General features: G+C 64.5%; 22 protein-coding genes, 1 tRNA gene and 1 pseudogene. 5 read left to right on the forward strand and 19 right to left on the reverse strand.

The window, feature by feature from the left end:
• Nucleotides 1-22 precede the first annotated feature (22 nt).
• The 3 genes from ACTU6U_RS02755 to ACTU6U_RS02765 are packed head-to-tail and all read right to left on the reverse strand — an operon-like array spanning nucleotide 23 to nucleotide 3,119.
• Complete coding sequence (locus ACTU6U_RS02755; RefSeq protein ID WP_443467620.1) at nucleotides 23-877, reverse strand: carbohydrate ABC transporter permease; 855 nt, start codon at nucleotides 875-877, stop codon at nucleotides 23-25.
• A complete protein-coding gene (locus ACTU6U_RS02760; protein ID WP_443467621.1) occupies nucleotides 874-1,767 on the reverse strand; it encodes a carbohydrate ABC transporter permease in 894 nt (297 codons plus the stop codon). Before ACTU6U_RS02760 ends, ACTU6U_RS02755 begins: the two co-directional genes overlap by 4 nt.
• Nucleotides 1,768-1,823: 56 nt before the next feature.
• Nucleotides 1,824-3,119, reverse strand: coding sequence for an ABC transporter substrate-binding protein (locus tag ACTU6U_RS02765; RefSeq protein ID WP_443467622.1), 1,296 nt, complete (start codon nucleotides 3,117-3,119; stop codon nucleotides 1,824-1,826).
• Between the two features lie 102 nt (nucleotides 3,120-3,221).
• On the opposite strand from ACTU6U_RS02765, the gene ACTU6U_RS02770 reads away from it, so the two are divergent.
• Nucleotides 3,222-4,256 carry a LacI family DNA-binding transcriptional regulator gene (locus tag ACTU6U_RS02770; RefSeq protein ID WP_443467623.1) on the forward strand — a complete coding sequence of 345 codons (1,035 nt, stop codon included), beginning with the start codon at nucleotides 3,222-3,224 and terminating at the stop codon, nucleotides 4,254-4,256.
• Nucleotides 4,257-4,524: 268 nt separating this feature from the next.
• Here ACTU6U_RS02770 and ACTU6U_RS02775 read toward each other — a convergent pair.
• Nucleotides 4,525-4,609: transfer RNA gene (locus ACTU6U_RS02775), tRNA-OTHER, on the reverse strand.
• A 288-nt stretch (nucleotides 4,610-4,897) separates the two neighbouring features.
• On the opposite strand from ACTU6U_RS02775, the pseudogene istA reads away from it, so the two are divergent.
• Nucleotides 4,898-6,103, forward strand: a pseudogene (gene istA / locus ACTU6U_RS02780) (IS21 family transposase).
• Nucleotides 6,103-6,897, forward strand: coding sequence for an IS21-like element helper ATPase IstB (istB, locus tag ACTU6U_RS02785; protein ID WP_443467624.1), 795 nt, complete (start codon nucleotides 6,103-6,105; stop codon nucleotides 6,895-6,897). Before istA ends, istB begins: the two are co-directional and overlap by 1 nt.
• Before the next feature lie 438 nt (nucleotides 6,898-7,335).
• Here the strand turns inward: istB and ACTU6U_RS02790 are convergent, their stop codons facing one another.
• The 15 genes from ACTU6U_RS02790 to ACTU6U_RS02860 all read right to left on the reverse strand — a co-directional run bounded on the left by ACTU6U_RS02790 (nucleotide 7,336) and on the right by ACTU6U_RS02860 (nucleotide 23,925).
• On the reverse strand, nucleotides 7,336-7,740 hold the full coding sequence (locus tag ACTU6U_RS02790) for a GlcG/HbpS family heme-binding protein (RefSeq protein ID WP_443467625.1): 405 nt from the start codon (nucleotides 7,738-7,740) through the stop codon (nucleotides 7,336-7,338).
• A 20-nt stretch (nucleotides 7,741-7,760) separates the two neighbouring features.
• Nucleotides 7,761-9,128, reverse strand: coding sequence for an L-serine ammonia-lyase (locus ACTU6U_RS02795; RefSeq protein ID WP_443467626.1), 1,368 nt, complete (start codon nucleotides 9,126-9,128; stop codon nucleotides 7,761-7,763).
• 71 nt (nucleotides 9,129-9,199) lie between these two features.
• Nucleotides 9,200-10,120, reverse strand: coding sequence for a LysR family transcriptional regulator (locus tag ACTU6U_RS02800; protein ID WP_443467627.1), 921 nt, complete (start codon nucleotides 10,118-10,120; stop codon nucleotides 9,200-9,202).
• A 35-nt stretch (nucleotides 10,121-10,155) separates the two neighbouring features.
• Nucleotides 10,156-11,184 (reverse strand): ketol-acid reductoisomerase, encoded by a 1,029-nt coding sequence (ilvC, locus tag ACTU6U_RS02805; protein WP_443467628.1) that lies wholly within the window; start codon nucleotides 11,182-11,184, stop codon nucleotides 10,156-10,158.
• Nucleotides 11,185-11,288: 104 nt separating this feature from the next.
• The gene (locus tag ACTU6U_RS02810) at nucleotides 11,289-12,407 is read right to left on the reverse strand and encodes a mandelate racemase/muconate lactonizing enzyme family protein (RefSeq protein ID WP_443467629.1); all 1,119 of its coding nucleotides are present in this window, start codon (nucleotides 12,405-12,407) and stop codon (nucleotides 11,289-11,291) included.
• Nucleotides 12,407-13,543: an alcohol dehydrogenase family protein gene (locus tag ACTU6U_RS02815; protein ID WP_443467630.1), complete on the reverse strand. Its 1,137-nt coding sequence runs from the start codon at nucleotides 13,541-13,543 to the stop codon at nucleotides 12,407-12,409. The genes ACTU6U_RS02810 and ACTU6U_RS02815 overlap by 1 nt, the downstream gene beginning before the upstream one ends.
• Before the next feature lie 31 nt (nucleotides 13,544-13,574).
• Entirely contained in the window at nucleotides 13,575-14,690 is a 1,116-nt protein-coding gene (locus tag ACTU6U_RS02820; protein ID WP_443467631.1) for a mandelate racemase/muconate lactonizing enzyme family protein, read from the reverse strand.
• Nucleotides 14,691-14,729: 39 nt separating this feature from the next.
• Entirely contained in the window at nucleotides 14,730-15,488 is a 759-nt protein-coding gene (locus ACTU6U_RS02825; protein WP_443467632.1) for an SDR family NAD(P)-dependent oxidoreductase, read from the reverse strand.
• Nucleotides 15,489-15,523: 35 nt separating this feature from the next.
• On the reverse strand, nucleotides 15,524-17,959 hold the full coding sequence (gene ppsA, locus ACTU6U_RS02830; protein ID WP_443467633.1) for a phosphoenolpyruvate synthase: 2,436 nt from the start codon (nucleotides 17,957-17,959) through the stop codon (nucleotides 15,524-15,526).
• Between the two features lie 19 nt (nucleotides 17,960-17,978).
• The gene (locus tag ACTU6U_RS02835; RefSeq protein WP_443467634.1) at nucleotides 17,979-18,797 is read right to left on the reverse strand and encodes a pyruvate, water dikinase regulatory protein; all 819 of its coding nucleotides are present in this window, start codon (nucleotides 18,795-18,797) and stop codon (nucleotides 17,979-17,981) included.
• A complete protein-coding gene (locus ACTU6U_RS02840) occupies nucleotides 18,794-18,940 on the reverse strand; it encodes a hypothetical protein (RefSeq protein WP_443467635.1) in 147 nt (48 codons plus the stop codon). Before ACTU6U_RS02840 ends, ACTU6U_RS02835 begins: the two co-directional genes overlap by 4 nt.
• A gap of 143 nt (nucleotides 18,941-19,083) precedes the next feature.
• Nucleotides 19,084-19,818, reverse strand: coding sequence for a GntR family transcriptional regulator (locus ACTU6U_RS02845; RefSeq protein ID WP_443467636.1), 735 nt, complete (start codon nucleotides 19,816-19,818; stop codon nucleotides 19,084-19,086).
• 83 nt (nucleotides 19,819-19,901) lie between these two features.
• Complete coding sequence (gene folE, locus ACTU6U_RS02850; protein WP_443467637.1) at nucleotides 19,902-20,564, reverse strand: GTP cyclohydrolase I; 663 nt, start codon at nucleotides 20,562-20,564, stop codon at nucleotides 19,902-19,904.
• Nucleotides 20,539-21,411, reverse strand: coding sequence for a formyltetrahydrofolate deformylase (gene purU / locus ACTU6U_RS02855; protein ID WP_443467638.1), 873 nt, complete (start codon nucleotides 21,409-21,411; stop codon nucleotides 20,539-20,541). The genes folE and purU overlap by 26 nt, the downstream gene beginning before the upstream one ends.
• Nucleotides 21,412-21,429: 18 nt before the next feature.
• Nucleotides 21,430-23,925: a GcvT family protein gene (locus ACTU6U_RS02860; RefSeq protein WP_443467639.1), complete on the reverse strand. Its 2,496-nt coding sequence runs from the start codon at nucleotides 23,923-23,925 to the stop codon at nucleotides 21,430-21,432.
• A 182-nt stretch (nucleotides 23,926-24,107) separates the two neighbouring features.
• Between ACTU6U_RS02860 and ACTU6U_RS02865 the strand changes: the two genes are divergently transcribed.
• Together ACTU6U_RS02865 and ACTU6U_RS02870 are read left to right on the forward strand one after the other, a co-directional pair.
• The gene (locus tag ACTU6U_RS02865; RefSeq protein ID WP_443467640.1) at nucleotides 24,108-24,611 is read left to right on the forward strand and encodes a type II 3-dehydroquinate dehydratase; all 504 of its coding nucleotides are present in this window, start codon (nucleotides 24,108-24,110) and stop codon (nucleotides 24,609-24,611) included.
• A gap of 83 nt (nucleotides 24,612-24,694) precedes the next feature.
• Entirely contained in the window at nucleotides 24,695-25,915 is a 1,221-nt protein-coding gene (locus tag ACTU6U_RS02870; protein ID WP_443467641.1) for a sarcosine oxidase subunit beta family protein, read from the forward strand.
• Nucleotides 25,916-25,938 lie beyond the last annotated feature (23 nt).

Raw genomic sequence — 25,938 nt, forward strand, 5'->3', positions numbered from 1 at the left:
TTCCTTTCGAGTCGTCGATCGATCATCCCTTGACAGCTCCTGCGGTCAGACCCTTCTGGATTCGCTGGTTCAGGATGAGGTAAATAAGCAGCAGGGCGAACACATTGATGCTGACCGCAGCGAACAGCGGACCGTACTGAGTCGTCCCGAACTGACCGTTGAAGTTGAGGAGACCGACTTGCAGCGTTCGCAGGTCGCCAGAGTTGGCGAATGTGAGCGCGATGAGCAGGTCATTCCAGAAGAAGAAGAACTGTACGAGCCCGACGGTGAAAAGTCCGTTCTTCATCATCGGCACCGCGATGGAGAAGAACTGCCGGTAGATGCTCGCACCGTCGAGAGTCGCCGCTTCGAACACCTCACGCGGGATTGCGCGGAAGTACGTCGCCATGAGGAAGACCGTCAGCGGCATGCCCGTCGCGGTATAGGTGATCAGCAAGGGCCAGAGAGTGCCGGTGAGGCCAATCTGGAAGTAGGCGCTGAACAACGGCAGCAGGATCATCTGCGTCGGCACCATGATTCCTGCAAGGAAGATGATGAGCACTCCACCTCGCCCCTTCCACACCAGCACCTCGAGCGCAAAAGCTGCGGCAGTACCGAGCAGAAGCATGAGGAAAAGCGCCGGAAGGACTGTGATCGCGCTGTTGAACAGTGCTTGTCCGAGACCCGCGGTGTCCCAAGCGACGATGTAGTTGTCGAAGTTCCACTGCTCCGGAAGCGCCCAGGTCGGCGCCTCGAGGAACTCCTGCTGAGTCTTGAAAGAGCCTAGGAAGAGCCAGACGAGCGGATACCCGACGATGACGAGAAGAAGGGCGACGAGGATCCAGATCGGCAGACGCTTGAGCGAGCGTGACGCGCGACGAGAGACGGAAAAGGTCATGCTGCGAATCCCTTCTTCTTGGTACCAGCATTCGCGCGGAATATGAACACGGTCACGACGAGGCAGATGATCGTGAGGAGCATGGCGATCGTCGAGCCGTATCCGTAGTTGCCGTAAGTGAACGCGTTGTCGAACATCGAGATCGTCAAGGGGCTCGTCGAGGTTCCCGGTCCGCCGTTGGTCAGGGCGAGAACACTGTCGAAGACCTTCAGGGTTCCGTTGACGGAGAAGATCAGGGAGGACACGAGGACGGGCGCGGACAGCGGCAGGATGATGTGGCGGACGAGCTTCCACCCACTCGCACCATCGAGTCGCGCAGACTCCAGAACATCCTCTGGAATGTCGATCAGGCCTGCGTAGAGAAGAACGCCATAGAAGCCCATGGATCGCCAGATATCCATGATCGCAATGACGATGAAGGCGCTGGCCCCGTCGCCGAACCAGTCAACGGGGACGCCCCCGAGCCCGGAGAGCAGAGAGTTCACCACGCCCTGGGTCGGCGCGATCGAGAACAGCTGCTGGAAGAGCAAAGCCACGGCGACGGTGGGCATGACCACCGGGAAGAAGACGAGTGTGCGGACGATCCCAGAAGCCCGCTTGAGCGCAAAGACATAGAGGAGCGAAAGCAAGTACCCCAGCAGCACCTGCCCGACGGTCACGACGAGGGCGTACTTGAGCGTGAAGATCAGAGCTGCATGCACCTCTGAGTCGCCGAAGAGACGAACGAAGTTGTCGACACCGACGAATTCGAAGCCGACGATGGCGTTGCCCTCGAAGAGTGTGTAGCCAAGTGACCAGATGACCGGCACAAGCATGACGACCGTATAGATCACCAGTGCAGGCCCGAGAAGGATGGCGATCGCCTTGCGGTCGCCCAGCACGTTCTGCATTCGTTCTCCTGTGTATCGAGGGGGTGACGGCGCGAACCGTCACCCCCTCCGGGTCATCAGTCCAGGTCCGCCTGGACCATCGACATGAACTCTTCAGCCGAGATACTGCCGGTCATCAGCGGAGCCGCATTGCGCTGGCTAGTGGTCGTCGCCTCTGCGGAGAACAGTGCCTCGAACCACAGCACCGTGGTCTCGGTGCTGGCAATCTGTTCCTGGACGAGCTGCGTGAGCGGGGGGACGTCCGTGACTTCCTCGTTCAGGGCGAAGCCAGACACCCGGTTCTCCTGAGCGAGAGCGGTACTGCCGTAGTTCTCCACGATGCAGGACAGCCAGCCTTCGGTGTCTTCGTTGACGGCTTTTGCGTTCATCGTGACCGGAAGGCCTACGTTCGCAGCGAGCTGCGAACGGTCGCCAGCACCGCCTTCTACTCCGGGGAACGGCATGAACCCGACGTTCTCCGCGCCGATCTGGTTCATCTCCGGGTCGTTCAGACCGCTGAGGAACCACGAGCCCATGTAGAACATTGCGGCGGATCCGTTGAGGAACTGGTTCTCGCTCGTGGCCATATCGATCGATCCGATGCCCTGCCCGAAATAGCCCTCGGCGCCAAGGTCGGCTATGGCCTGTGCCGCAGCGACGTATTCCGGATCCGTGAGGCTTGCATCCCCATCGGCGACCTTCTGGAGCGCATCTGGGCCCAGATCGCGGAAGATGTAGCTCGAGATGAGCCGGGTGATCGGCCAGCCTTGCTCACCGCTCGCAGAGAACGGCTGGACGCCTGCGGCGTCGAGCGTCCCGGCAGCGGCGACGAGGTCATCGAAAGTCTGCGGCTCTTCGATACCCTGCTCTGCGAAGAACGACTTGTTGTACCAGATGCCTTCGACGTTGTATTCAAACGGCAGAGCACGGAAGCCACCGTAGAGGTTCTCGATGGTCGAGATGGCGGCGGGCTCGATGTTGTCGATGACGTCGAGATCGGTGAGAACCTCTTCAAAGTCGACGACGTTACCAGCCTCCGCCAAAGTTTGAGTCAGCGCCGGAGCGTTGCCGGCTGAGAAGAGAACGGGCAGATCGCCCTGGCCGGCCTTCAGCTGAAGCTGCTGGTCGAGATTGCTTTGGGGAACGGTCTCCACCTTGAGAGGGAGAGCCTCGGCAGCCGAAGCGCATGCGCCGTCGGCCAACGTCTCCAGGACCGCGGGGATCTCGGTGTTCTCCACGTTGATGAAGAGCGACATGGCGTCGCTGCCTGCGGATGCGCCTCCTCCGCCGCAGGCGGTGAGTGCGAGGGCTGATGCCCCGGCGATGACGGTGAGGGCACCGCGCTTGAAATGCACTGCTGTGTTGCGCTTCATTAATTCCTCCTTGAATGGGCGAGCCTGGTTGATCACTTCTTGAAGCGCTTCAGATAGTACGCTTGAAGCGTTACAAAATGCAAACGCACCGATGATGGACGGATGGATCAGATGAACTCGACGCCAAGCGCGGGCCGTCCGCGCCCCGTCATGACCGATGTTGCTCGCCATGCGGGCGTGTCCCTCGGCACAGTGTCGAACGTGCTGAACAATCCGCACATCGTCACCCAAGAGAAGCGCGAACGGGTGCTTCGGTCGATCAGAGAGCTGGGGTTCGTCCGCAACAACGCGGCCCGATCGCTGGTCATCGGGCGCGCGGACACGGTCGGATTCGTCGTCGTAGACGTGGGAAACTCGTTCTTCATCGATCTCGCGCGCGGGGTGGAGGAAGAGCTCGATGAACACGGGATCCGTCTTCTCCTGGCTAACAGCGATGTCAATCTGTCCAAACAAGACGCCTACATCAATGTCTTCGAGGAAACCAAGGTTGCCGGGATTCTGCTGGCGCCACTCGATGCACCCCTGGAGGCGGCTCGTGCCACGCGCGGACGTGGCGTACCGGTCGTGCATGTGAACTGGCCAGGCGATCAGGATGCTTGCGGAGTGGTCGTAGATGAGGAGCTAGGTGGCTATCTCGCCGCTCGACATCTCCTCGACCGCGGACTCCGTCGCCTCGCGTTCGCCGGCGGCCCATTCTCCCTATCTGCAATCGCCCAACGACTCGCCGGCGCCACCCGTGCCGTCACGGAGGTCGACGACGCTACACTCCAAAAGATCGAGACTCGGAGCATCAGCGTGCGCGGCGGCTACGATCTCGGCGCTGCCCTCAGCGAGCGTGGCATCCTGGACCGCCCCGACGGCCTCGTCGCCGCATCTGACGCCCTGGCGGCTGGCGCGATTCAAACCATGCAGCTCGCGGGGATCCGTGTTCCAGAAGACATGGCTGTCGTCGGATACGACAACAACCACTTCGCCCAGGACAGTTCAATTCCGATCACAAGTGTGGGGCAACCCGGCCACGAGATGGGTAAAATCGCCGCGCAGGTCTTGCTGGAGGAGATTTCATCGGCTAGTCACGCGCATCGCACGATCACGCTGGCCCCGACGCTGTTCGAACGCGTGAGCTCCGCAGTCTGATCGAGATTCCAGGTGTTGCTACGCCGTTTCATCGGGTGGCCTGGCCCGCTAGACAGACCCCGCGCCGGCGGACACGAAGGAAGCCCAGGAGACGGAGGGACAAAGCCCCTCCGTCTCCTCACGCCCCGCCAAGGCGAAAAGGCACGTGAACAGGGCTTTCATGCGCGGCCACCATTCGAATCCGAGGCCTTCTGTCCACGATTCCGTGGGCAATTTGACGCAAGCCTGACGCAGAACATCTAGAAAATAGCTTCTGGCCAGGGAAAAATGGCGGAGACGGAGGGATTTGAACCCTCGGTCCCCTTAGAGAGGACTCCACCTTAGCAGGGTGGTGCACCGTTGATTTCGCCCCCTCGAGGCGGGCACGCGAGCGACGCGTGACAGCCTGGATGCCCACGATTCCGCGGTCTCGTTCCGTCCCTGAGTCACACTCGCGTCACGCTGGAGGCACCTGCCTGCACCCCAGGATCATCATCCTCGGTTCACTCCGGACACTTTCCGGACACTTGTAGACAGCTCCGCGTCCGTTCCTCTCGTGCGGATATCAGGGCAACGAGCGCGAATAGCACCGAGTGGTGTCGGCGGCGCTCGAAAACTGGATAATAGCGGCGCTTGGGAAGTTGACACTCGACGATTGGAGTGTGATCACTTGGGAAGACTGGGCACTGGTTCGCCGGCTTGCCGGGGAGGGTGTGGCGAAGGCGCAGATCGCGACGAGGTTGGGGATCTCGCGGACGACGGTGTATGCCGCGTTGGCGTTGGATTCGCCGCCGAAGTATGAGCGGACGGCGGCGGTGACGTCGTTCACGCCGTTCGAAGCGCGGGTGAAGGAACTCTTGCGGGAGACGCCCGAGATGCCGGCGACGGTGCTGGCCGAGCGGGTGGGCTGGACGGGCTCGATCCGCTGGTTCCGTGACAACGTGAAACGATTGCGGCCCGAGCAGCGGCGCATCGATCCCGCGGACCGGTTGATCTGGGAGCCGGGAGATGCGGCGCAGTGTGATCTCTGGTTCCCGCCGAGGAAGATCCCGCTCGAGGACGGGACGGCGAAGGTGTTGCCGGTTCTGGTGATCACGCCCGCGCACTCCAGGTTCATCGTCGGGCGGATGATCCCGACCCGCAAGACGGAGGACCTGCTGCTGGGGTCCTAGGAGCTGTTACAGCAGATCGGTGCGGTCCCGCGCCGATTCATCTGGGACAACGAGCCCGGGATCGGGCGCGGACCACGGCGGGCAGAAGGGGTCGCGTCGTTCATGGGGACGCTGGCGGCGAAGCTGGTGCTGTTGCCTCCTCGGGATCCGGAGTCCAAGGGGATCGTCGAGCGCCGCAACGGCTGGTTCGAGACGTCGTTCATGCCGGGACGCTCGTTCGCATCTCCGGGAGACTTCAACGAGCAGTTCACCGACTGGTTGCAGATCGCCAACGCGCGCACGGTCCGCACACTGAAGGCGTCGCCGGAGCAGCGCATCGACGCGGACCGGGCTGCGATGCTGCCGCTGCCACCGGTCCCGTTGCACCTGGGCTGGCGGAACCGGGTCCGGCTGGGGCGGGACTACTACGTCCGCGTCGACACGAACGACTACTCCGTCGACCCCCGCGCCGTCGGCCGGCTCGTCGATGTCTCCGCCGATATGGACCGCGTCAGGGTCAGGACCGATGGCCGTCTGGTCGCCGAGCACACGCGGGTTTGGGCGCGCGGGATGACGATCACGGACCCGGCGCACTTAGAGACCGCGAAAGGGCTGCGGGAGCAGTTCCGGGCCCCGCGACCGGTCGCCGCGGGCGATGACCTCATCCGAGATCTTGCCGACTATGACCGGGCCTTCGGGATCGGAGGCGGGTTCTGATGGCGACCAAGCAGACCGACCAGATCAAGCAGCTCACCTACCTTGCCGGCTCACTGAAGGCGCCGCGCATCCTCGAAGCCGCAGGCCGGCTCGCGGGGCAGGCGAGGGCCGCGGGCTGGTCCTTCGAGGATTACCTCGCCGCGGTGCTCGAACGCGAAGTGAGCGCCCGCAACGCCTCCGGCGCCCGCCTGCGGATCCGCGCGGCCGGGTTCCCCGCGGTCAAGACCATCGAGGACTTCGACTGGGATCAGCAGTCAGCCGTCCGACAGCAGGTTGCGAGCCTGGCATCAGGGGCGTTCCTCCTCGAGGCCCGCAACGTGGTTCTCCTCGGGCCTCCCGGCACCGGGAAGACGCACCTGGCCACCGCGCTCGGCGTCATCGCCGCCCACCAAGGCCACCGGGTTCTGTTCGCCACCGCCACCGAATGGGTCACACGCCTCTCCGACGCCCACCGCCAAGGCCGGCTCCCGCAGGAACTCGCCCGGCTACGACGCTACGGACTGATCATCGTCGACGAGGTCGGCTACCTGCCGTTCGAGCAAGACTCCGCGAACCTGTTCTTCCAGCTCGTGTCATCCCGCTACGAACACGCCTCTCTCGTGCTCACCTCGAACCTGCCATTCTCCGGCTGGGGCACAGTGTTCGGAGACCAAGTCGTCGCCGCAGCGATGATCGACCGCATCGTTCACCACGCCGAAGTCATCACCCTCAAAGGCGCCAGCTACCGGCTCCGAGGGCGAGGCATCGACAGCCTCCCCAGCACACGGACCGACATCACCGACCCGGCTGACTAGACTGCCGACAAGTGGGGCGGTCGATGCTGCCCATCGCGTCATGGCGTCATGCGGACTTCACTCCAGTTCCAGGAGACGACGCACGCGTCCACCGACGGGTCTTGGTGTCACGCACCGACGAATCCTTCAACGTGATTACAGATCCTCGCGTTGGGCCTGGTCTGCGGATGCCTTGTGGCAAGCTAACGCGGAGGCGGGGTACCGGAGACCACTCAGCCATGGGTTTTTCTCCTAAAACCCCGCCTTCGCGGGTCTGAGCGAAACCTGCTTTGAGCTATCAGTTTCGAAGCCTTGGAACCGCTCACGTCATGGCGGATCGGCGTGCCCCCCGCCAATAGCGCACTGGGGCTGCAGCGAGTCGAATCGCTGGACACGAGCGGGAATGGGAGAACTAGCGGCCACCTCCCCCGAGGCGGCCGCCAGCGGACATCGGCACTCTCAGAGCACGGCGGCGCCCGCCTCGGCGACGCTGTGGTCCTGCTCTCCGGAGCCGCCGCTGACGCCCACCGCGCCGACGATGACACCGTCGCGCTTCAGCGGGATGCCGCCGGCGAAGATCGCGACGCCGCGTCCGTGGGCGTTGGTGGTGTGGATGCCGAAGAACTGCTGCGTCGGCTGCGCGTTGTCGCCGAGATCCTTCGTGGTGATGTCGAAGGCGCGGGAGGTCCAGGCCTTGCTGATCGAGATGTCGATGCTGCCGATCCACGCGCCGTCCTGTCGCACATGAGCGACCAGGTTGCCTCCGGCGTCGACGACGGCGATGTTCATGGGCTGACCGATCTCATCGGCGCGCACCTCGGCGGCGGCGATGATCAGGCGGGCATCCTCGAGGGTGACGGACATGGTGTTCCTTTGCTTTGGGGTCAACATTCGACGACGTTGACGGCGAGGCCGCCGAGCGACGTCTCCTTGTATTTGGTCTGCATATCAGCACCGGTGTCTCTCATGGTGCGGATGGCCTGGTCGAGCGACACGCGGTGCGAGCCATCGCCATGGAGACTCATCCGCGCCGCGTTGATCGCTTTCACGCTCGCGATCGCATTGCGTTCGATGCACGGGATCTGAACGAGGCCCCCGACCGGATCGCACGTCAGACCGAGATTGTGCTCGATTCCGATCTCTGCCGCGTTCTCGACCTGGGCGGGACTTCCCCCGAGCACCTCGGCGAGCCCTGCCGCCGCCATCGAGCACGCCGAGCCGACCTCGCCCTGACATCCGACCTCTGCGCCCGATATCGAGGCGTTGGTCTTGAACAGCACGCCGATCGCAGAAGCCGCGAGAAGGAAGCGGATCACCCCGGCATCATCGGCTCCGGGCACGAATCGAACGTAGTAGCTGAGAACCGCGGGGATGATGCCGGCGGCGCCGTTCGTGGGGGCGGTGACGACGCGCCCTCCGGAGGCGTTCTCCTCGTTGACCGCGAGGGCATAGAGGTTCACCCATTCCATGGCATGCAGGGCATCGCGGTTGTCCGCCTCTACAAGTCGGCGATGCAGGTCAGGCGCCCGACGCCAAACCTGCAGCCCGCCGGGCAGCATGGAGCGGTCGCGGGCGACACCGTTGCCGATGCACTCCTTCATCACCGACCAGATCTCCAGAAGCCTGGTCTCGAGTTCTCTCTCCGAGACGCGTGCAAGCTCATTTCTCCGCATGACTTCGCTGATGCTCAGATCATGCTCTGCGCAGACGGCGAGCAGTTCCTCTGACGTCGAAAACGGGAAGGGCACCTGCGCATCGTCGACGGAGCCGGACGAAGCGAGATCCTGATCCGTCACGACGAAGCCACCGCCGATCGAATAAAAGGTTTCGCGATGCAGGGCCCGATCACGATCGTCGAACGCGACGAGAGTCATCGCGTTCGGATGGGCGGGGAGGGACTCTCCCAGGCGCAGCTGAACGTCAGTGGTCATCGAGAACGGGATTGACGTCACGCCGCCCAAGACCAGCGAACCATCACCGACGACTTTCTCGATCGCACGTTCCGCGTGGACAGGGTCGATCGTCTCCGGGGACTCTCCCATGAGGCCGTGAACCACTGCCCGGTCGGTCCCATGGCCTCTTCCCGTCGCTCCGAGAGATCCGAACAGGTCGACGTGCACCCGAGCGACATCGGCGATGGCGCCGTCAGCACGCAGCGCTTCGACGAACGCGGACGCCGCCCTCATCGGACCGACCGTGTGTGAAGACGACGGCCCTATTCCGATGCTGTAGAGATCCAAAGCGCTGATCATGCGAGCCTCCATCCGACTCCTGCTACTCAACTGGAATCGGGTGCCGCGAAACAGGCGCGATTGATGATCAGCTAGTTCAGCTGTGCTTCACGATCATGTCGAGCAAAGGTCGTGCCCGCAGCGGAGATCACCGCGCTCTGAACAGCGTCGATCAGGTGAGACGGCTGGCTGGAGCGGCGACGCGCTACCCGAACAGTGCGGAAACGAGCAGGTGCCAGCGAGCTGGTTCGAATGGCGAAGGCCTCTCGCCGCAGGTGCATGCGACTGAGCAGAGCCACGCCGATACCGGCCTCGACCAATGCCAAGGTCACCGAGACGTTCCTGCAACGCGCGACGATGTCGGGAGTGAATCCGCTCTCATCGCACAGCTCGTGCAGATAGGCGTCGAACACCTCCTGGCTGCCGTCGAGCAGCCAACGCGCGTCGCGGAGCTCGCCGACCTCGATGGGCCCCTCCGCGAAATCCCCCCTGTCGGGGGTGCACATCACCAGCTCGTCGCGCCCGATCTCCCGAACGTCGAGATCGCCCAGCTGAAAGGGATTGAGATCGTCGATCAGGGCCAGATCGACGACCCCGTCCCTCAGGGCGCGCACGCTTTCGAACGGCTCGAGGTCCGATACGAGCACGTTCAGCTCGGGGTGCTGCGCTCTGAGGTTCGCGATGGCCGTCGGCAGGATCGCACTCGCGGAACTCGGGAAGGCGCTGATGTGCACCTCGCCCCGATATGTCCCGCTGAAGCGCCGCATGGTGGCCACGGCCGCCTCCGAAACGCCCGCCATTTCATCAGCGAAGCCCACAAGCGCCAGCCCCGCGGGCGTCAGGACCGCGCGTCTGCCGCGTCGTTCGGTGAGAGCGACCCCGACCTCACCCTCCAGGAGGCGGATTTGCTGGCTGACCGCTGACGCCGACATGAACAGCGCGTCTGCGGCAGCCGCCATGGTTCCCAGGCTCGAGAAGGCTCGGAGGACCTCGAGTCGGCGCTGATCGATCATCTTTTCGCGTATCGCGATCTCGTGACGAACCCTGCTTAGCGGGCCGCCGACCCTTCGGCGAAACCGTCATCATGCGACTTGACCCAGGACATGAGCTTGCGCAGGTCCCGTCCCGTCGCCTCGATCGGATGCTGCTCGCCCTCGGCGCGCAAACGCGCGAACTCGACGGCGCCGTTGTCCTGATCGGTGATGAACCTCTCCGCGAAGGCTCCGCTTCGCACGTCATCGAGAGCCGCCTTCATGTTCGCACGCACGTGGTCGTCGACGATGCGAGGCCCGGTGACATAGTCGCCGTACTCGGCGGTGTCGGACACGGACCATCGCTGCTTCGCGATGCCCCCCTCGTACATGAGATCCACGATCAGCTTCAGCTCGTGCAGGACTTCGAAGTACGCGACCTCGGGCTGGTAGCCCGCGTCCGTGAGAGTCTCGAAACCGGCCTGCACCAGGTGGCTCACTCCCCCGCAGAGCACGACCTGCTCACCGAACAGATCCGTCTCGGTCTCCTCGGTGAACGTCGTCTTAATGCCTCCGGCCCGCAGGCCGCCGATGGCCGCCGCGTACGACAGCGCAAGATTCCAGGCCGAACCGGATGCATCATTCTCCACCGCCACCAGCACGGGAACGCCACGGCCGTCGACGAACTCGCGCCGAACGAGGTGTCCGGGGCCCTTCGGGGCGACCATGACCACGTCGACGTCTTCTGGCGGAGTGATGTAGCCGAAACGGATACTGAACCCGTGCCCGAACAAAAGGGCGTCCCCCGGCGCCAGATTCGGAGCGATCTCTTCGGCATAGACGGTGCGCTGCACATGATCCGGAGCGAGAAGCACGACTAGGTCGGCTTCTGCCGCCGCCTCGGCCGGAGTGAGGACCTTCAGCCCCTGCTCCTCTGCTTTCGTCCTGCTCTTGGAGCCGACAGGGAGCCCGATGCGCACGTCCACACCTGAATCCCGGAGCGACAACGCGTGGGCGTGTCCTTGGCTGCCGAAGCCGATCACGGCCACTCGACGCCGCTGAATCAGGCCGAGATCTGCGTCAGACTCGGTGAACATCTCTGCCATGGGATCCTCCACTAACGATCGGTAACGGCACTTGCGCGTGGGTCGATTATAGCAGAAAATGCATAATCGATATTAATTCGACTCGTGCATGTGAGCGGAGGGCGTCAGCTGTAGGTCGCCACGGGATCGCCCAGCACATCGAGGCGCGGTGTCACACCGAGACCGGGTCGATCTGGCGCGACAGCCCAGCCGTCGGCGACATCGAACGGGCCGTCCGCTGTGCGCAGATCGGACATCTCGCGGATGTCCCAGACGCCCCGGAGATAGCGTGGATTGAACGACTGACCGAGGTGCAGTATCGCGGCGAATGCGACATCTGAGCCGGCTGAATCCCAGATCGCGGAGGTGAGACCAGCAGCGGTACCGATATCCCGTTGCCGGCGAGACCTCGTCAGGCCGCCGTTCTTGGTGATCTTGATGCCGAATCCCTCCGCGGCGTCATCGGCGACGAGCTGCGCGATCGACGCGTCGCTGGTGGCGAGCTCATCCATGATGATCGGCACAGTGGTGCGCCGCCGCAGCGAGACGCACTCCCGCCAGGTGGCGCATGGCGCTTCGAGGACGAAGTCCAGTCCGTCCGGAAGCAAGCGCAACATCCGCGACGCCGTCTCCACGGTCATGCCGCCGTTCGCATCGACGATGAAGTACTCCCCCGCACGCTGTTCTGCCAGCGCCGCGATCAGGCGTTCCGCATCCTCTCTCGGATCGCCGCCTATCTTGAGCGAGTGAGCCCTGTACCCCATCGACCGATACTTCTCGACCTGAGACCTCATCTGCTCGGGCGAGCCCATGGGAATCGATGAGATGAGCGGCATGCGCTGGTCGGTTCGGCCTCCCAGCAGTTCGCAGACCGGAAGGCCGACGGACTTGCCGAAGAGATCCCAACACGCCACATCCAAAGCGGTCTTCGCGTGTTCGTGCCCGAGTAGCGCCGCATCCATCGTGTCGTTGATCCGGTCGACGCGACGGGGGTCAGATCCGATCAGGTGGGGCGCGATCTCTGCAATCCCGGAACGAACGCCGCCGGCGTGGGCGGCGACGTAGTTCGCTCCGAACGGCGTGCTCTCCCCCCAGCCCTCGATACCGCCATCGGTCGTGATCCGCACGAAGGTCGCGTCGAAGGAGCGGTACTCCCGACCCCCCGAAAGTCGGTACACCCCACCCGAATAAGGCAGATCGAGCTGGAACACTTCGATCGCGGCAATCCGCAAGTTGGCAGCCATCACGCGGTCCTCCGATTCTCTTCTGGCGTGACGAGGAGCACGATCTTGCCGCTCGTCCGCTTGGACAGGAACTCCTTCTGCGCTTCGATGATCTCGGAGAGTGGATAGACCGAGCCGATGAACGGTCTGATCTCACCTCGCTCTACGTAGCCCACCAGGTTTCGGAACACGACATCCTCCTGGAAGGTGCAGCCGAAGAAGCTCAGGTCCTTCAGGTACAGAGTTCGCAGGTCGAGCTCCACCATCGGCCCTGCTATCGCCCCCGCGACCGCATAGCGCCCACCACGCGCAAGCGTCGTCAACAGATCGGGGAACGACGGGCCCCCCGCGACGTCGATCACGACATCGTGCGACTCTGCTCCGAGGGCGGCGAGGAGGTTCTCTTCACGGAAGACCGCACGGTCAGCCCCGACGGCCATGACGTCCTCGGCTTTGGTCCGCGACACGACGGCAGTGATGAAGGCGCCGCGCCGCTTGGCGAGCTGAACGGCAGCAGAACCGACCCCGCCGGAGGCACCCGTGATCAGCACCCTGTCCCCGGCGGTGACACGCGCGCGGTGCAGCATGTTCTCGGCAGTGGCATATGCGGTCGGAAGCGAAGCGAGTTCGGCATCCGACCAGTCGCTCTCGACGCGGTGCGCCTCGGCTGACGGCACCTTGGCGTATTCGGCGAACGCCCCATCGCATTCCGATCCGAGGCACCAGGCTTCCCACGGCCGGCCGTCGACGTAGTGGCGTAGCGACACCTGGACGATGACGCGTTCACCGATCCGTGAGGCATCCACGGCATCGCCGACGGCGACGATGTAGCCGCAGCAATCGGCTCCTTGAATACGAGGGAAGACCATGGACGCCCCGGTCCACGTCGCGTCGCCGTCGTCGACATGCTCGAAACCCGAGGCACCGCCCGCCGTCGTCCCGGTCGTGACCTTCTTCGAGTACCAGCCGGTGCGGGTGTTGATGTCGGTGTTGTTCACGCCGGCCGCGGCCACCCTGATCAGGACTTCGTCGCGCCCGATCCGGGGTACGGGCAGATCGTGGCGGTACTCGAGCTTGTCAAAGCCCCCGTGACCGGTCAGCAGAACGCCGCTCATCACCTCCGGAAGCTCCTGGTCCGGGCTGGATACGTCCTTCACGTGTGCCCTCTCGCTGCGTTCGGGTGCTCGTTCAGGTGTAGATCGCCACGGCGTCGCCGAGGACGTCGATGCGCGGGGCGACACCGAGCCCCGGTTCGAGGGGCGCCGAGATGCGACCGTCGATGACGTCGTAATCCCCGTCCGCTGTCTTGAGCGCGAGAAGCGCGCGGCTCTCCAGGATGGGGCGAAGGAATTTGGGCGGGACGGTCTGGGCAAGATGCACGATCGCGGCGAAGGCGAAGTCCGTTCCCGCGGTCTCCTGCACGCTCATCGTCAAGCCAGCCGCGATACCTATATCGCGCTGACGTCGGCCGCGGGTCAGACCGCCGTTCTTGGAGATCTTGAGACCGAATCCGTCGGCCGCATCATCGCCGACGAGGTGCGCGATCGAGGCGTCGCTCATCGCGAGTTCATCGGCAATGATCGGCACATCCGTCCGGCGCCGCAGTGATAGGCACTCTCGCCATGTGGCGCACGGCGCTTCCAGGACGAAATCCAACCCGTCGGGGAGCAGCCGCAGCAGGCGCAGAGCCGTCTCGACCGTCAGACCTCCGTTGGCGTCGACGATGAAGTACTCCCCGGCAGTCTGATCCGCGAGGGCGGCCGTGATCCGGCCGGCGTCTTCCCGCGGATCGCCACCGATCTTCACCGAATGTGCGGTGAATCCCAGCGCACGGTGCCGCGCCACATCAGCCCTCATGGCATCCGGGTCGTCCATGCCAATCGCGGAGATGACAGGCATACTCCGACCGGTGCTGCCACCGAGCAGCTCGCAGACGGGCAGCCCAGCCGCTTTGCCGAAGATGTCCCAGCAGGCGACGTCGAGGGGGGTCTTCGCGTGCTCGTGACCGAGGAGCGCGGCATCCATCGCGTCGTTGGTGCGGTCGGCTCGAATCGGGTCGAGTCCGAGCAGGTGAGGCGCGATCTCCGCGATTCCCGAACGAACGCCCAGCGCGTGAGCGGCGACGTAGTCCGGCCCAAAGGGGGTGCTCTCGCCCCACCCCTCGATCCCGTCCTGCGTGGTCACGCGCACGATGGTCGAGTCGAACGTCCGATACTCGCGGCCGCCTGACAGATGGTAGAGCCCGCCCGAGTACGGCTGCTCGACCCGGAACACCTCGATCTTCTCGATCCTCTGTCGTCGCATGTGTTCTTCCTCCTTGGCTTGGTTCGGAGTACGGGCAGGTCAGAGCGGAGCCGACAGCTTCGCCATCCGCGCGCCGTCGACGGAGATCACCTGTCCCGACACGAAGGTCGATCGATCGCTGGCGAGATACACGGCCATGCTCCCGATGTCGATCGGGCTTCCGATGCGGCCGACCGGGTGGATGCGGTCGATGTTCTGCCATGCTGCCGCGGGATCGGGGAGAGATGCCACGTACGCTTCGGTGAGCGCTGTGAGGATGTACCCCGGCGCGATCGCATTGCACCGGATACCGATCTCACCGAGATCGACCGCGAGTGCCTTGGTGAGGCCGTGGATGCCGGCTTTCGAAGAGGAGTACACGGTGTGGAAAGGGTTGGACGCGAACCCTTCCACCGAGCCGGTGTTGATGATGCTTCCACCGCCCCGTGCCTTCATGTGCGGAAGCACCGCCTGCGCCAGGAAGAGCGGGGCCTTGAGGTTGAGGTCCATCATGAAGTTCCACTGATCGACGGTGACGTCGGCGACGGTCCATTCGGCACTGACGCCGGCGTTGTTGGCGAGGATGTCGATGCCGCCGAGCTTCTGCGCGACCTCGTCGATGGCTGCGGTCGCCGCGGAGATGTCCATGAGATCGACCTCAATGGCGAGCACACGATCATCGTTCTCGAGATCATCGTCGAGCGGTTTGTTCTGAAGGATCGCGACGGTCGCTCCCTCCTCGAGGAAACGCTGGACGATCCCTCGTCCGATGCCCTGTCCCCCGCCGGTGACTACGGCGATCTTGCCTTCGAGTTCCATGTCTATCCTCTCCACTGAAGCCCACTGTTCGAAGATTATGCATAATCGATATTGAGGTCAAGCAATTTTTTGCTAGTTCCTTCCGCGGGGTCATCCAGCGCGGAGACCTCGGCGAGGCGCATCCAGGTTTCGACGACCGTGTCAGGATTGAGCGACATCGATTCGATCCCCTGCGCGAGGAGCCAGTCGGCGAGCTCCGGGTGATCCGAGGGCCCCTGACCGCAGATCCCGACGTATTTTCCACGGCGCAGGCAGGCCCCGATCGCCATACTCATTATCGCGAGGACGGCGGGATCGCGTTCATCGAACGTGCCGGCAACGAGAGCGGAATCACGGTCGAGTCCCAGCGTGAGCTGCGTCATATCGTTCGATCCGATCGAGAATCCATCGAAATGATCGAGGAACTGATCGGCCAGCAGGGCGTTCGACGGGAGCTCGCACATCATCATGATCTGCAGACCGTTCTCACCGCGTCGAAGGCCGTTCTCCGCGAGCAGGTTCACGACAGCTTCCGCCTCGGTCAGCGTGCGGACGAACGGCACCATCACCTGCACGTTGGTCAGGCCCATGTCCTCGCGCACTCGTCTGATCGCCTCGCACTCCATGTCGAAGCAGGCCCGGAACTCCGAGGAGATGTATCTCGAAGCCCCGCGATACCCGAGCATCGGGTTCTCCTCCTCGGGTTCGTAGAGGTGCCCGCCGACGAGATTCGCGTACTCGTTCGACTTGAAGTCGCTCAGCCTCACGATCACCCGCTCCGGCGCGAAGGCCGCTGCGATCGTCGACACCCCCTCCGCGACCCGACGAATGAAGAACTCCCGTGCCGACGGATAGGCGACGATCCGTCCGCGAATGTCCTCACGCACATCCTCCGGCAGCTCCTCCAGATCGAGGAGCGCGCGCGGATGGATGCCGATCTGGCGGTTGATGATGAATTCGAGACGAGCAAGCCCGACGCCGCGATGCGGCAACCGAGAGAAAGTGAATGCTTGATCGGGCGTCCCGACGTTCATCATCACTTTCACGGGAAGCTCGGGCATGCGGTCCAGCCGGGTGATCTCCTCTTCGAAGGGCAGGATGCCGTCGTAGACGAAGCCCTCGTTACCCTCCGCGCACGATACAGTCACCGGGCGCCCGTCGGCGAGCACCCGCGTGGCCGAGCCTGTCCCGACCACGGCGGGGATGCCGAGCTCCCGCGCGATGATCGCGGCGTGGCACGTACGCCCTCCACGGTCTGTCACGATCGCCGACGCCCGCTTCATGATCGGCTCCCAGTCGGGGTCGGTCATGTCGGCCACGAGCACGTCGCCCGGAACGAAGTCGCTCATCTCATCGAGCGATCGGAGCACTCTGACCGGGCCGGCACCGATTCGCTGCCCGATCGCTCGCCCTTCGATCACCACGGGGCCGCGCTCCTGCAGCACATATCGGCTCATGACGTTCGACTCGCGCCGGGACACCACCGTCTCCGGTCGGGCCTGGAGAACGTACAGCCGACCGTCGAGGCCGTCCCTGCCCCACTCGATGTCCATCGGCCGCCCGTAGTGCCGCTCGATGGTCACGGCGATGCGACCGAGCTCTTCGACCTCGGCATCGGTCAGAGATAGCAGCACGCGCTCGTCCGCCGGCACGTCGACGAAGACCGTCGACCCTCCGACGTCGTGGCCTTCCGCATAGCGCATCGCGATCGCTTTCTCACCGACGGTGCGCTTGAGGATCGCCTGCTTGCCCGCCTCCAGTGCGGGCTTGTAGACGTAGAACTCGTCAGGATTCACGGCGCCCTGCACGACGGCCTCGCCGAGCCCGTACGAGCTCGTCACGAAGACGGCATCCTCGAATCCGGACTCGGTGTCGATGCTGAACATCACACCGGACGCGCCGATGTCTGATCGCACCATCCGCTGCACGCCCGCCGAGAGCGCCACATCGTGGTGATCGAATCCGTGGTGCACGCGGTAGGCGATGGCGCGATCGTTGTACAGCGACGCGAACACCCGTTTGATCGCCTGCAGCACGTTGTCGATCCCACCGATGTTCAGGAAGGTCTCCTGCTGACCGGCGAAGGAGGCGTCCGGGAGGTCCTCGGCCGTCGCGCTCGAGCGCACCGCCCACGTGATGTGTTCCGGATCCTCCTCCTCGCTCTGCGACTGAGCGAACGCGGCGCGGATGTCCGCTTCGAGGTCGGCGGGGAGGGGCTGCTCTTCGATGAGCCGGCGCACGGAGGCACCCACGCGTGCCAACTCGACGACATCATCCGGGTCAAGTGGCTCGACCAGCTGTCGGATACGTCGGTCGAGGGAGTCGGCGCTGAGGAATCGCCGAAAAGCATCGGACGTCGTCGCGAAGCCCGGCGGCACGCGCACCCCCGCTCCGGACAGCTGCGAGACCATCTCGCCCAGTGATGCGTTCTTTCCCCCGACCTGGGCGAGGTCGCCCATTCCGAGGTTCTCGAATCGCAGGATGTTCGTCATGGTGGTGCCTCTCAGAGGGTCAGGCTCGAAGCCTGAGCGATTGCAGGATCACGGCGGACATCTCCTCGACGCTCTTGGTCGAGGAGTTGAGAAAGGGGATGCGATTGCGGCGATAGAGGTCTTCCGCGCGCCGCAGCTCAATCGCACATTGAGGCAGGCTGGCGTAGCGCGAATCGGGACGCCTCTCGTGCCTGATCTGACTCAGCCTCTGCGGGGTCGTGGTGAGTCCGAAGCATCGCGCCGCGAACGGTGCGATCGCCCGGGGCAGGGCATCCATGGGCAGGTCGTCGTCCGTGAGCGGATAATTGGCTACAAGGAGACCGTGCTGAAGCGCCAGGTACATGGTGGTCGGCGTTTTCCCGCATCGCGAAGGCGCGATGATCACGAGGGCGGCCTGATCGAGGGCCCGGAGGCTCTGGCCGTCGTCGTGCTCGATCGCGTACTCGACCGCACGCATACGCGCGAAGTATCGCTCCGCGTCACCGACGCCGTGATATCCACTGAGCTGTTCGGTCGCGGCGGCGCCCAGCGCAGCCTCCACCTCGGTGAGGTGACCGGCGAGTAAGTCGATGACGACACCTTGGACGTCACCGAGCTCTCGACGAACTCTTGGGTTCTTCACGGTGAGGAAGACCAGCGGCGCTTCTGCCGCCGCCTCGGCAGCGCCCGCCACCTCGGCCTTCACGGCTCGTGCCGCCTTCGAGCTGTCGATGAAGGGAATCGTGCTCCGGACGAAGGTGAATCCCGGGAAGTTCGCGAGCAGCGCGTTGCCCAGAGTCTCCGCCGTGATTCCGGTGCCGTCCGACACGAAGAACACGGCGCGGGCCGGAGGGGTCATTGATCGCCGTTGTTGATGAGGGAGATCCATCTGCCGAAGCGACGGGCACCCTGCGGGGGGAGCATCGGTCGCGTCTCTCGCTCTACGGATGCGTTCTCCGTCTGACCGCGTTCATCTTCGGGATCGTTCTTGCCAGCGCCCATGATTCTCCTTGCGTCGTCGCACGGTGACCGCAAACCGCGGCCTCACCGGAAATATCGATTGTGCATATTCAATTTGAGCCGAGAGATGCCCCGTGCTCGCGAGGAGTGCGGGGCGGGTCCTCAGAGTGCGAGGTGGGGGGCCATCAGAGGACTGCGCGGATATCCGCGCGATCGCGCGCCGTGTCCGCGTTGTCGAGTTCTTCCTTGGCGTCGCGAACGGTGATCCGTAGATGATCACGCGTCGCTCGGGCCGCCCAGGACGGGTCGTTGGCCTCGCAAGCGTCGATGATGTCATCGTGCTCGTGCTCGAAATCACCCGGAAGCTGCACAGCTCGCCCGGAGGTGATCTGCAGGTACGCCTTCGAGGAGGCGCGGAGCTGCTCGATCATGTCGTAGAGGCGCGCCCGCTGGGCGACTCGGTAGATGCCCATATGGAAGCGATGGTTGAGCTCGACGTGCTCCTCCGCGTCCTTACAGGCGCGCATCCGCTCGATCAGCGCACGCAGTGGAACCGCGTCTTCCGGGGTGAAGTTCTCCGCTGCACGCTGAACCGCGAGGCACTCCAGCTCGATCCGGATCTCGTACAGCTCGTCCAGGTCGCGCTTGTTGGGGACGACCGCCGACGCGCCGCGCTGCGGGTGAAGCTGCACCAGCCCCTGCCTCTGCAGCAGCCCGAACGCCTCCCGCACCGGGGTGGTGCTGACGTCGTACTCCTTGGCGATCTCGACCTGACGAAGCCGTTCCCCTGACTCGTATCGACCGCCGATGATATCGGCACGGATGGAATGCGCGATCGCCTCAGCCGTCGTCCGTGCGGTCGGACGAACGCCCGCGCCATCGGTCCGCGTCACGCCGGGCGCTTGGGTGCTGTTGTTCATAAATCCTCCTCGTCGCGACCGCAAGTGTGTCTGCGCACGATGGTGCGCGTGGCCTGTCGAGTCTTCCCACGAATTCTCGCCGATCATGACGAATCCGTTTCGGAAATCCTACTGGATGCCTCATTATATCGATATTGCACTTTCGGTGCGCCCTCTAATTCCCCCAGCACCTCAGAGACGGAGAGTTCCCCTCGGCTGGCGATCGTGACCGCCTCTGCGTTCGCCGACGCGGGGTTGCGGACCGCGATGCACTCATGTGTCGCCGACAGACGAACGACCACGCCACGGGGACCGAGCGCATCGTCCATCGCCTCTGCGATCCTCTCCCCCAACTGCTCCTGGAGCTGCGGGCGGCGCGCGGCGAGTCCGACGAGATCGGCGATGCGGCTGAATCCGGCCACCGCGTCCCCGGGTGCGTAGAACACGTCGGCATGTCCGCGGAACGGCGTTAGGTGGTGTTCGCAGGTCGAGCGAAACGGGATCTTCGTCAACGCGACCACTCCTCGCACGGGTTCCGTCTCGACCAGCCCGCCGTCCGTGAGGACCGCCCCGAGATCGGCGTCGATACCCGAGAAGGCGAGCGCGAACTGCTCGGACACCCGCGCGGGCGTCTTCGCCAGTCCCGGGCGCTCAGGATCCTCGCCGAGGGCGACCAGCAGGGCACGCACGGCATCAGCCGCCGCCCCGAGATCAACCGTGCGGCCTCCGCGTCGATATCCGTCAGAACACGATGGTGTGATTGCCATGCCGGATCACCCGGTCTTCCGAGTGCCACCTCACCGCACGGGACAAGACCTCGCGCTCCACCAGTGCGCCGCGCGCCTGCAGGTCGGCGGCCGAGTGGCGGTGGTCGACGCGCGTGACATCCTGCTCGATGATCGGCCCCTCGTCCAGATCCGCCGTGACGTAGTGCGAGGTCGCTCCGATGAGCTTGACACCGCGTTCCTTCGCCTTCCGATACGGCGCTGCGCCGATGAAGGCCGGGAGGAACGAGTGGTGGATGTTGATCACCGGCACGCCGATCTTCTCGAGGAAGTCCTCCGAGATGATCTGCATGTACCGCGCGAGCACCACGAAGTCGACGTTGCCCTTTAGGAGCTCCAGGATCCTCGCCTCGGCCGCGGACTTGTCCGGGCCCTGCGAGGGAACGTGGAAGAAGGGGACGCCGAAAGTGCGCACGTCTTCCGCGGTGTTCGTGTGGTTCGAGATGACCATCGGAACCGTCACTTGCAGTTCGCCGCGACGGTGACGCCACAGCAGATCGAGGAGACAGTGATCGCTCGTCGAGGCCAGGATCGCCATCCGCTTGGGAATCGACTGGTCCGTGAGCTGCCAGGTCATCCCGAAGGGACCGAGTGCCTTGCCGAGGTCCGCGTCGATGTCCGGCAGGGCCGCGGAGAGATCAGCGCGATGGAACACCACACGCTGGAAGAAGTTGCCTCCGTTGGCATCGTCGGAGTACTGATCCAGGGTGATGATGTTGCCCTCATTGCGAAGGATCGTCTGAGTGATGGCCGAGACGAGACCGGCCTGGTCGGGCCCATGAACGATCAGGCATGCCTGGTCGCGTCGGGATTCGAGATGCTGTGACATGTGATTCTCCTCGGGAGGTCAGGACCGCAGACGGCTCATCGTCGGGTCGAACAGCGGTTCGGCGGTGAGTGTGGCGGACACGCGGCGGCCGAAATACTCGATGTCGACGGATCCGCCGACATCGATCGAGGTCGGCAGGTAGGCGTACGCGATCGGGGCGCGAACCGTGTAGCCGTAGGTGGCGCTGGTCACGTAGCCGACCACTGTCTCACCGTCGTAGACCGGCTCCTTGCCGAGCACGACGGTTCGTCCGTCATCGATCGTGAGGCAACGCAGACGGCGGCCGGAGTTCTCCTCGGTCCGCCCTTCCAGCGCTGCTTTGCCGTTGAAGGACTCCTTCGCCGACTTTACGGCGAAGGACACTCCGGCCTCGTAGGGGTCGTACTCGGTCGTCATGTCCGTACCCCAGAGCCGATAGCCCTTCTCGATGCGCAGCGAGTTGAAGGCCGCCCGTCCCGCCGCGATGACGCCGAATGGCTGCCCGGCTTCCCAGAGCACGTCCCAGAGCCGCTGGGCGACGTCGGCGCTCGTGTAGAGCTCCCATCCGAGTTCGCCGACATAGGAGACACGCAGGGCTGTGACCGGAATGCCCCCAACGATGACGTTCTTCGCTCGGAAATAGCGCAGACCGCCCTCGTTCGTGAAGTCGTCGTCGCTGATTGTCGAGATGAGGTCTCGCGCGAGGGGACCCCAGAGACCGATGCACGCCGTCCCGCCGGTGATGTCACGGACCTGCACCCATTCCCGGGCATCCCGCGCCGTCTGGTGGCGGGCAGCGCGAGTGAAGTAGGCGGTGTCCACGCTGTTGTTCACGCCCAGCTGGAAGAGGTCGTCCTCCAGACGAGCGACCGTGATGTCGCTGCGGATGCCGCCCTGCTCATCGAGCACGAGGGTGTAGGTCACGGCCCCGGGCTTCTTGGCGAGGTCACCCGTGGTCAGTTCCTGCAGAAGCGTGAGCGCTCCCGGCCCCGAGACCTCCAGTCGCTTGAGCGGGGTCATGTCGTACATCGCCACCGCTGTGCGCGTCTTCCATGCTTCGGCAGCGGCGATGGGCGACGTGAACATCGCCGACCAGGGGTCGCGCGTCGGCGGACGCCACTCGAACGGCATCTGGGCGACCAGGTCGGCGTTCGCGTCGAACCAGTGCGGGCGCTCCCACCCGCCGGATTCGAGGAAGAAAGCGCCGAGCTCCTTCTGGCGGGCGTGGAAGGGGCTCACGCGCAGGTTGCGCGGTGCGGCCTTCGGCTGGAGCGGGTGCAGGATGTCGTACACCTCGACGTAGTTCTGCGTCGAGGTCTCCTTCACGTAGGTGGGAGTGAGCTGGATCTTCTCGAACCGGTTGATGTCGCAGTCCGCGAGGTCGATCGAGGAGCGCCCGTCGGTGAGGAGCTCAGCCATCGCGCGGGCGACGCCGGCGGAATGGGTGACCCAGACAGCCTCGGCGATGAAGAAGCCGTCGAGGTCTCGTGACTCCCCGAGCAGCGAGCCGCCGTCGGGCGTGAACGAGAAGATGCCGTTGAAGCCCTCTTCGATCTCGCTCCCGCGCAGCGACGGCATCAGGTCCTGCGCCGCCTCCCACGCGGGTGCGAAGTCCTCGGGAGTGAACTCGAGCCGTGACGGCATCGTGTACTCGTCCATCTCCTCGGGGTCGTAGTCCACGAGGTCTTGGAGGTCGACGGGCATCGGCCGGTGGCCGTAGTAGCCCGCGCCGATCCGATCGCCGTGCTCGCGGAAGTACATGTCCTTGTCCTGATGGCGGAGCATCGGGAGCGTGGCGCCGTTCGGGCCGTCGTTGCGGCCCGCCTGCTCGGGAATCGCCGTCGTCTTGACGTACTGGTGTGCCATCGGGAGCAGCGGGATGGGAGTCTCAGCCAGGGCCCCGACCTTGGGACCCCAGAAGCCGGCGCAGGAGACGACGATGTCGGCAGGGATCACCGAATCGTCCGCGATGCGGACTCCGGTGACTCGACCGCCCTCCCGTTCGATGCCGGTCACCGTGGTGTTGCCGCGGTAGACGACGCCCGCCTCGGTGGTGCGCTTGATGAGCAGCTGCACAGCCCGCGGCGAGTCCGCGATGCCGTCCGAGGGCACGTGATAACCCCCCAGCACGACATTCTGGTCGAGCAGCGGGTACACCTCCACGCACTCTTCCGGCGTCAGCACGCGCGCGTCGAGACCCCATGACCTCGCCCATCCGGCTCGTCGGTGAAGATCCACGAGACGCTCTTCCGTGGTGGCGACCTCGAGTCCGCCGTTCTGCTTGAAGCAGCTGACGCCGTCTTCTTCGAGCGAGAGGAGCTTCTCGACGGTGTACTTCGCGAACAGCGTCATGGTGCGCGAGGAATTCGTCTGGAAGACACCACCCGGTGCGTGAGAGCTGGACCCGCCTGGCAGGTTCAACGGCCCTTGGTCGAGAACCGTGATGTCGTTCCAGCCTCGCGAGACCAGCTCGTCGGCGAGGTTGGTCCCGACTATTCCCGCTCCGATGATGACGACGCGCCGCCCAGAATCCATCGATATCTCCCTGTCCGGTCTCGTTGTGGCAGTTCCGACCGCGCAGTCGACGATCGGGGATGTTCTCGAAGAATATGCACAATCGATATTCTTGGCAACCCCGGTTCGCCAACCTTGCGATAAATATCGATTGTGCATATTCTGGTGATGTTGTTCGACCATATCTGACGAAGGAGTACCCGATGGCCCTACGTGAATCGGCCCGCACCCTGAAGTTCGCGTTCGTGAACGGACCCAACATGGGTCAGCTCGGAAAGCGCAACCCCGGCCTGTTCGGCCCGGTGACCTCCCTCGACGCGCTCAACGCGATGGTCGACGAGTTCGCCGCCGACATCAACGTCGAGATCGTGCACTTCCAATCCGACATCGAAGGGGAGATCCTCCACTTCATCCACGAGACCACCGGCACCGTGGACGGGTTCCTCATCAACCCCGCCGGCCTCACCTACTTCGGCCAGGCCACCCGCGACGCCCTCACCGACACCGGCGCCCCCTACATGGAAGTCCACTTCGCGAACCTCTCCACCTGGAAGCACAGCGTCGACCCCGGCCGCGACGTCGGCTCGATCTTCAGCCACACCGCCGTCGGCATCTACGAAGGCATGCGCCACTACGGCTACTTCGCCGCCGTACTCTCCCTCGCCCTCGCCATCGACGACACCAGCTTCCTCGGAGCCGACAAGTAATCGAGAACCGCCGGTCCGGGGCGGTGGGCGGCCACACCCGGCCGCCCTCCGCCGATCCTCGCCCAACACGAATGCGAGCTGCGATGAGCACCCAGGCACTCCCCGAGCACCCGGACTTCCTCTGGCGCAACCCCGACCCCAAGTCGTCGTACGACGCCGTGATCGTCGGCGGAGGCGGGCACGGTCTCGCCACCGCGTACTACCTCGCCCACGAGCACGGCATGACGAACATCGCGGTGCTCGAGAAGGGATGGTTGGCCGGCGGCAACATGGCCCGCAACACTGCGATCATCCGCTCCAACTATCTGCGCGATGAGACGGCGGCGATCTTCGACCACGGCCTCAAGCTGTGGGAGACGCTGCCGGAGGAGCTCGACTACGACTTCCTCTTCAGTCAGCGCGGCGTGGTCAGCCTCGCGCACGCCCTCGGCGACGTGCGCGAGGGAATGCGACGCGTCGGCGCCAACACGCTCAACGGCGTGGATGCCGAATGGCTCGATACGGCGCAGGTGAAAGAAGCCTGTCCGATCATCAACGTCAGCGATGACATCCGCTATCCCGTCATGGGCGCGACGTACCAGGCGCGAGCCGGTATCGCGAAGCACGATCATGTGGCGTGGGCGTTCGCACGCAAGTGCGACCAGCTGGGCGTGGACATCATCCAGAACTGCGAGGTCACCGGTTTCCTCAAAAGCGGCGACCGGGTCGTCGGCGTCGAGACCACCCGCGGCACCATCCACACCGACAAGGTCGGGCTCTCTGCCGCAGGCCACAGCTCCGTCGTCGCGGAACGTGCGGGCTTCCGCCTCCCCATCCAGTCCCGTCCGCTCCAGGCCCTGGTCTCCGAGCTGCACGAGCCCGTGCACCCGACCGTCGTCATGTCGAACCACGTGCACGTGTACGTCTCGCAGGCGCATAAGGGCGAGCTCGTGATGGGCGCCGGCCTCGATGGATACAACGGCTACGGCCAACGCGGATCGTTCCATGTGATCGAGCATCAGATGGCCGCGGTCGTCGAGTTGTTCCCGGTCTTCGCGCGCGCGCACGTTCTGCGAACGTGGGGAGGTGTGGTGGACGTCACGCTGGACGCCTCCCCCATCATCGGCCTGACTCCGGTGGAGAACATGTACGTCAACTGCGGATGGGGAACCGGCGGTTTCAAGGCCACCCCGTCGGCGGGTCAGACCTTCGCCCACACGATAGCAACCGGCGCCCCGCACCCCATCAACGCCCCCTTCAGCCTCTCCCGCTTCGAGACCGGCGACCTGATTGACGAGCACGGCGCAGCCGGCGTCGCGCACTAGTCGGAACCCGCGACAGAAAGAGA

The sequence above is a fragment of the Microbacterium zouquanmingi genome (assembly GCF_052266695.1).
Lineage (GTDB): Bacteria > Actinomycetota > Actinomycetes > Actinomycetales > Microbacteriaceae > Microbacterium.